6 protein-coding genes are annotated in these 6,791 nt (G+C 77.4%); 3 read left to right on the top strand and 3 right to left on the bottom strand.

What is annotated here, in order from left to right:
• Positions 1 to 114 precede the first annotated feature (114 nt).
• Positions 115 to 1,050, bottom strand: a complete 936-nt coding sequence (locus CS2_RS10710) for a phosphotransferase (protein WP_070319983.1) — start codon at positions 1,048 to 1,050, stop codon at positions 115 to 117.
• Positions 1,051 to 1,398: 348 nt separating this feature from the next.
• On the opposite strand from CS2_RS10710, the gene nudC reads away from it, so the two are divergent.
• Complete coding sequence (gene nudC, locus CS2_RS10705) at positions 1,399 to 2,433, top strand: NAD(+) diphosphatase (RefSeq protein WP_070319986.1); 1,035 nt, start codon at positions 1,399 to 1,401, stop codon at positions 2,431 to 2,433.
• Between the two features lie 27 nt (positions 2,434 to 2,460).
• Here the strand turns inward: nudC and CS2_RS10700 are convergent, their stop codons facing one another.
• Entirely contained in the window at positions 2,461 to 2,721 is a 261-nt protein-coding gene (locus tag CS2_RS10700) for a mycoredoxin (protein WP_046528852.1), read from the bottom strand.
• 121 nt (positions 2,722 to 2,842) lie between these two features.
• Between CS2_RS10700 and CS2_RS10695 the strand changes: the two genes are divergently transcribed.
• Positions 2,843 to 4,852 carry an ATP-dependent helicase gene (locus CS2_RS10695; RefSeq protein ID WP_070319982.1) on the top strand — a complete coding sequence of 670 codons (2,010 nt, stop codon included), beginning with the start codon at positions 2,843 to 2,845 and terminating at the stop codon, positions 4,850 to 4,852.
• 413 nt (positions 4,853 to 5,265) lie between these two features.
• The gene (locus tag CS2_RS10690) at positions 5,266 to 5,607 is read left to right on the top strand and encodes a WhiB family transcriptional regulator (protein ID WP_046528850.1); all 342 of its coding nucleotides are present in this window, start codon (positions 5,266 to 5,268) and stop codon (positions 5,605 to 5,607) included.
• Between the two features lie 72 nt (positions 5,608 to 5,679).
• Here CS2_RS10690 and CS2_RS10685 read toward each other — a convergent pair whose 3' ends face one another.
• Entirely contained in the window at positions 5,680 to 6,726 is a 1,047-nt protein-coding gene (locus CS2_RS10685; RefSeq protein WP_156442094.1) for a ThiF family adenylyltransferase, read from the bottom strand.
• Between the last annotated feature and the right edge of the window lie 65 nt (positions 6,727 to 6,791).

Below are 6,791 nucleotides of genomic sequence, written 5' to 3'. Positions count from 1 at the left end.
GGCCGGATGCGCGCGGCCGCGCCGACGGCGTGCCCCGAGCGCGGTCCGCGTCGTCGCTGACGGTCCGGGCGTCGGTCCGGGCCGACCGTCGGACGGTCGTCGGCCGGGCGAGGGTCAGTGGGCGGCCGCGGTCTCCTCCGCGCGCGTGTGCTCGTCGAGGTCGTGCAGCATCTGCACGGCGTCGTCGACGACGTCCTGCTGGTGCGTGCGCACGCCGTGCAGCAGCCACCGCGCGAGCGCGAGCTCGCCGGCCAGCAGCGCGCGGTCGGCCAGGTGCGGGTCGGTCAGCTCGGTGCGACGCAGCAGGTACGCCTCGAGGATCGCGTCGACCGCGTCCTGCGGGGCCGCGACGAGCAGCCACGACAGGTCGTCCGCCGGGTCGGCGACCATGGCCGAGCCCCAGTCGAGCACGCCCGCGACCGCGCCGTCCTGCACGAGCACGTGGTCGCTCGACAGGTCCCCGTGCACGACCGTCGGCCGGAACCGCCACATCGCGACGTCCTCGAGCATCTGCTCCCACCGGCGCAGCAGCGACGCGGGCACGAGCCCCGTGCGGGCGGCCTCGTCGACCTCCGCCTGGCGGCGCTCGCGGTAGCCCGCGGCGTCGTACACGGGCAGGCCCGCGTTCTCGACGACCGACGTCGGCAGCTCGTGGACGGAGGCGAGCGCACGCCCCACCGCGGCCGCGAGACCCGGGCCGGGGCGCAGGCTCTCGAGCCGCAGCGGACGGCCCGGCACCTCGCGGTGGACGCACGCGCGCCCGCCCTCGGGCAGGTGCGCGAACCCCGCCGGGCGGGGCACCGCGAAGGGCAGCCGGCCGTCGTCGGCGAACGGCCCGAGGGCGTCGAGCAGCGCGACCTCCGCCTCGAGGGCGGCGCCCGCGACGGCGTGCTGCGGCGCGCGCACGACCCACCGCTGCCGCTGCGCGTCGATCACGACGGCCACGTCGAAGTCCGTGCCCGGCTGCAGGGGCCGGCGCACGTCGTACGCGTCGAGGCCCGGCAGGGCGACGGTCGCGAGGGCCGCGAGTGCGAGGGGCGAACGGGTCACGTGCGTCAGGGTAGGACGCCGTACGGCGTGTCCCGTGCGGCGCGCCCCCGCGTGTCGGCGCCCGGTTCGTCCGGGACGCCCGTCTCGACCGCGTCGTCCCGGCGGGGCGTCGCGGTGCCGGACGGACCGGCTCGGTCCGTCCGGTCCGGGCCCGTGCCATCCGGCCCCGTAGCGCGCCGTGCCGTCCGGTCCGGTCCCGTGCCGCGCCGCCCGGCCCCGTGCTGCGCCGTGCCGCCCGGTCCGGCCCTGCGCCGCCGCGCCGTTCGGACCGTGCGGTCCCGTCCCGTCCCGTCCCGTGCCGTGCCGTTCCGTCCCGTCCCGCGCGGTGCGCGGCGTAGCGTGACGGACGTGACCCGCCCGGCCCCCGTCCCGTCCGCCCCCGCCCCGCCCGCCCTCGTCGACCTGCCCCTCGCACGCGCTTCCGTCGACCGTGCCGCGGAGCTGCGTGCGCTGCCCGGCGCGCTCGACGACGCGCGCGCCGACCCGCGCACGCGCGTGCTCGCGGTGCGTGACGGCGGGCTGCTGCTCGACGACGACGCGCACGTGCGCTGGCTCGACCCGGCGGGTGCGGCCGCGCTGCTCGCGGCCGGGCGCGAGGGCGCGGCCGGCGCGGCACCGGCGCCCGAGCCCGACGACGCGTGGCTGCTGCTCGGCGCCGAGGACGACGGCACGCGCGTGCTCGCGGTCCGGCTGCCGGACGCGCACCCGCTGCCGGCGGGCGGCGAACCGGCCGACGTGCTCGTGCACCTGCCCGACGGGCCCGTCGCGCGGTCGGGCTGGCGCTCGCTGCGCGTGGTCGGCGCGCTGCTCGACGCGCACGACGCGGGTCTCGCCACGACCGCGGTCGCGCTCGACGCGTGGCACGACCGGCACCCGCGGTGCCCGCGCTGCGGCGCGCCGACGCGCACCGCGCAGGCGGGCTGGTCGCGCGTGTGCGACGTCGACGGCTCGGAGCACTACCCGCGCACGGACCCGGCCGTGATCATGGCGGTCGTCGACGCCGACGACCGCCTGCTGCTGGGCCACGCGGCGGCGTGGCCGGCGGGCCGGTGGTCGACGCTCGCGGGCTTCGTCGAGGCGGGTGAGGCCGCCGAGCAGGCCGTGCGCCGCGAGGTGCACGAGGAGACCGGCGTCGTCGTGGGCGAGGTCGAGTACGCAGGCAGCCAGCCGTGGCCGTTCCCCGCCTCGCTCATGCTCGGGTTCCGCGGGCGCGCGACGACGACCGACGTTCGCGTCGACGGCGTCGAGATGGCCGACGCGCGCTGGTTCACGCGCGCCGTGCTCGCGGCCGCGGTGGACGCGGGCGACGTGGTGCTGCCCGGCGGGGCGTCGATCGCTCGCGCGCTGATCGAGCAGTGGTACGGCGGCCCGCTGCCCGGCTGACGTCCGTGGCTCGGCCCGGTGGGACGGTCAGAGGCCGAGGCGCTCGCGGACCTCGGCGAGCGACGGGTTGGTCGCGGCGGAGCCGTCGGGGAACACGACGGTCGGCACGGTCTGGTTGCCGCCGTTGAGCGACTCGACGAGCTGCGCGGCGTCCGGCGTCTGCTCGATGTCGACGACGTCGTAGGCGATGCCGGCGGAGTCGAGCTGCGTGCGCAGCCGGTGGCAGTACCCGCACCACGTCGTCGAGTACATCGTCACGGTGCCGGGTGCCGGGGTGCTGGTCGTCATGGTTCCTCGCAGGTGCCTCACGGTGCCGACGGCGGTGCTGCGTCGTCGTCCCTCGATCCTCGCACGCGCGCCGGGAGTCGGCGGCCCCGGGTGTCGGCGGGTGCTGGGAGACTGGTCGACGATGTCCGCCGACTCCCTCCTCGACGCGCTCGATCCCGAGCAGCGTGCCGTCGCCACCGCCCTGACGGGCCCCGTCTGCGTGCTCGCGGGCGCGGGCACCGGCAAGACCCGTGCGATCACGCACCGCATCGCGTACGGCGTGCGCACGGGCGTCTACCGCCCCGCGTCGGTGCTGGCCGTGACGTTCACGGCACGCGCCGCGGGCGAGATGCGCGTCCGCCTGCGCGACCTGGGGGCGAGCGGCGTGCAGGCGCGCACGTTCCACGCGGCGGCGCTGCGCCAGCTCGGGCACTTCTGGCCCAAGGTCGTCGGCGGCGCACCGCCGCGGCTGGTCGAGCAGAAGGCCACGCTGATCGCCGAGGCCGGGCGCCGGGTCGGCGTGGGCGTCGACCGCGTCGCCGTGCGCGACCTGTCCGCCGAGGTCGAGTGGGCCAAGGTGTCGCTCGTCACCGCGGAGGACTACGAGCGGGCGGCCGCGGCGGCGCGGCGGCCGACGCCCGCGGGTCAGGACGCGCAGGCCGTGGCGCGCCTGATGGCGGCGTACGAGGACGTCAAGACCGAGCGCGGCGTCATCGACTTCGAGGACGTGCTGCTGCTGCTCGCGGCGATGCTCGCGCAGCGCGGCGAGGTCGCGGAGGAGGTGCGCGCGCAGTACCGGCACTTCGTGGTCGACGAGTACCAGGACGTCAGCCCGCTGCAGCAGTACCTGCTCGACCAGTGGCTCGGCGGGCGCCACGACGTGTGCGTGGTCGGCGACCCGAGCCAGACCATCTACTCGTTCGCGGGCGCGACGCCGCACCACCTGCTGACGTTCGGCCGCCACCACCCCGGTGCGCGGGTCGTGCGGCTCGTGCGCGACTACCGGTCGACGCCCCAGGTGGTCGACCTCGCCAACCGCGTGCTCACCGCGACCCGGCGTCCGTCGGACCCCGTGCCGCTGCACCTCGTGGCGCAGCAGCCCGACGGCCCGCCCGTGCGCTTCACGGCCTACGAGGACGACGAGGCGGAGGCCGCCGGGATCGCCGCGCGCGCCGCGCGCCTCATCGCGTCGGGCGTGCCGGCCAGCGAGATCGCCGTCCTGTACCGGACCAACGTGCAGTCCGAGGCGTTCGAGCAGGCGCTCGCGGCCGCGGGCGTGGGGTACCAGGTGCGCGGCGGCGAGCGGTTCTTCTCGCGGCGCGACGTGCGCGACGCGCTCGTGCTGCTGCGCGGCGGGGCCCGGTCGGCGGATCCCGACGTGCCCCTCGGGCAGACCGTGCGCGACATCCTGACCTCGGTCGGCTGGGCCGCGCAGGCGCCGGCCGCGCGCGGGGCCGCACGGGAGCGGTGGGACGCGATGCAGGCGCTCGTGGGTCTCGCCGACGACCTGGTGGCCGCACGCGGCGACGTGACGCTGGCCGACCTGGTCGCCGAGCTCGACGACCGCGCGGCGTCGCAGCTCGCGCCGACGGTCGACGGCGTGACGCTCGCGTCGCTGCACGCCGCCAAGGGGCTGGAGTGGGACGCGGTGTTCCTCGCCGGGCTGTCCGACGGCCTGCTGCCGATCTCGCTCGCGCAGACCGAGGCGGCCGTGTCCGAGGAGCGGCGGCTGCTGTACGTCGGCGTGACCCGGGCGCGCACGCACCTCGAGGTCTCGTACGCGGCGTCGCGCACGCCGGGGTCGCGCTCGACGCGCAGCCGCTCGCGGTTCCTCGCGGGGCTGTGGCCCGGCGACCGCGTGCGGCTGGGCGCGCGCCGCACGACCGCGGTCGCGGACCCCGAGGTCCTCGAGCGGCTGCGCGGCTGGCGTGCGCGCGTCGCCGACGAGCGGGGCGTCGCGGCGTTCCGCGTGCTGCCCGACGTCGCCCTGGAGGCCGTCGCGGCCGCGATGCCGTCCACGCCCGCGGACCTGCGGCACGTCCAGGGGCTGGGTGCGACGCGGCTGCGCGAGTACGGCGAGGAGCTGCTGCGGGTCGTCGCGGACGAGGACGATCCGGACGTCGCGAGAAGTGCTCGGACGAAGTTGCGGTAATTCGCTTGTGACGTCTCGACGGGCCGCCCTAGTGTGGTCACGTCCTTGTTCGCGGGGTGCTGCCGAAGAGGCGGGACCCCTCCCCAGAGAGGAGGTGGGTGCACAGATGGAGACCACGACGATCGTGATGTCGGCGACGCAGCACGCGTACGCACGGACCCTTGCGCCCACTTTCGGTTTCCAGGGGATCGCTCTGCCCATCGTCGGGCAGAAGTTCCGTCAGCGTCCCGCGACGTCCCGCACCGATCTTCGACACAGGACCCCGTAGCAGCAGCCACGCACGGCGTGCAGGCCGCGGAGTCCGAACCCCTTCGGATCCGCGGCCTTTCTCTTGTCCTCCGGCAGTCGCCGGGGGTGAGCGGCCCGGCATCCGGTTCCCCCAGCTCACCCCGCAAGGACACCAGGAGGACATCGTGCGGCTCACGACGCTGCTCGACACCGTGAACCAGGGCGGATCCGGCCCCTGGCCCACCGGCAGCACCGCGACGACCGATGCGCAGTTCGACCAGATGGTCGCCGAGCTCATCCCGTGCCGCTCGGGCGACCCCGAGCTGTGGTTCGCCGAGCGCCAGGCCGACGTGGAACGCGCCAAGGCGCTGTGCCGCGAGTGCCCGCTCATCGAGGGCTGCCTGGCCGGCGCCGTCGAGCGGGCCGAGCCGTGGGGCGTCTGGGGCGGTCAGGTCTTCGTCGGTGGTGTGGTCGTCCCGACCAAGCGCGGCCGCGGCCGGCCGCGCAAGGACGCCACCGCCGCCTGAGGCCGGACGGCCACGGACGTGCCCGCCCACGGCACCCACCAGCACCCGCCCATGACGCCGGGTCGCACGAGGTCACGCCTCGCGCGGCCCGGCGTCCGTCGTCCCCGGTGGCGTCACGCACCCGCACGCCGGGTGCGTGGCCCAGCGGCGCTCGCGCGCGACCAGGTCCGGCAGCGCGAGCTCGACGCTCGCCGAGCAGAGCGCCGGGACTGTCCCCGCGAGCAGGGCGAGGACCTGTGCCGCGGCGAGCGCGGCCGCCGCGCCCGCGAGCACGCCTACCTCGGTGACCGCCGGGGCGCGGGCCGAGGTGAGCGACCGCAGGACCGTCGGCCACGCGGGGTCGACGTCCGTGCGGTGCAGGTCGAGGCACCGCAGGCACGGGTCCAGGCCGGGCCGGACCACGGGGCCGACGATCGCGTCGGCGTCGCGCACGACGACCGGCACGTGCGGCACCTGCGCGCTCATGAGCAGCATCGCCCGCCCGGGGTCGGCCGCGTGGTGCTCCACCACCACGACCACGTCCGGCTCGGCGTCGCCGTCGACCCGGACGCCGGGCACGGCGTCGCGCAGCGCACGGGCGGCGGCGAGCGCGCGGGGCGTGCCGACGTCCGACCAGCGGTGGGTGCCCGCGACGTCGGCGGGGGACACGGGCGCGTCGTCGTCGAGCAGCAGCGTGCCGACGCCCGCGACAGCGAGGTGCCGCGCGACGCCCAGGCCGGTGGGGCCCAGGCCCACGACACCCGCGACGGCGTCGGCACGTCGCGCGACCACCGCGTCACCGCCGCCGTCGACCGCCAGCAGGGACCACGCGCGTGCGTCGGCGCCCGCGGGCCCCGCGGTGCCGGGCCCCGGCGGGGGCACCCGGGTGAGGCCCGCGCGTCGCAGGTCGTCGACCGTCGCGGCCACCGACGCGGGGTCGGCGCCGGCGTCCCCGGCCCGCGCGGGCAGCGCCGTCAGGTCCGTGGTGGCGTCGACCGTCGACCACAGCGCCGCCTCGGCGGGCGGCAGGTCGACCAGCCGCACGGCCCACCGGGGGTCGAGGCCGACCTGCACCTCGCGGTCGCCGCGGGGCAGCACGGGCAGGCCGGGACGCAGCTGGAGGGGTGCCGGTCGTCGCATGCCGGACACCCTGGCAGTGCGCGACGTCGGCCGTCGGCGCCCGTCCACAGGGGGCACCCCCCCGG

It is taken from the genome of Cellulomonas iranensis NBRC 101100 = JCM 18110 (assembly GCF_001552375.1).
GTDB classification, from domain to species: domain Bacteria; phylum Actinomycetota; class Actinomycetes; order Actinomycetales; family Cellulomonadaceae; genus Cellulomonas; species Cellulomonas iranensis.
Note: the sequence above shows the minus strand (reverse complement) of the source record. Positions and strands in the feature narration are given on the sequence as shown.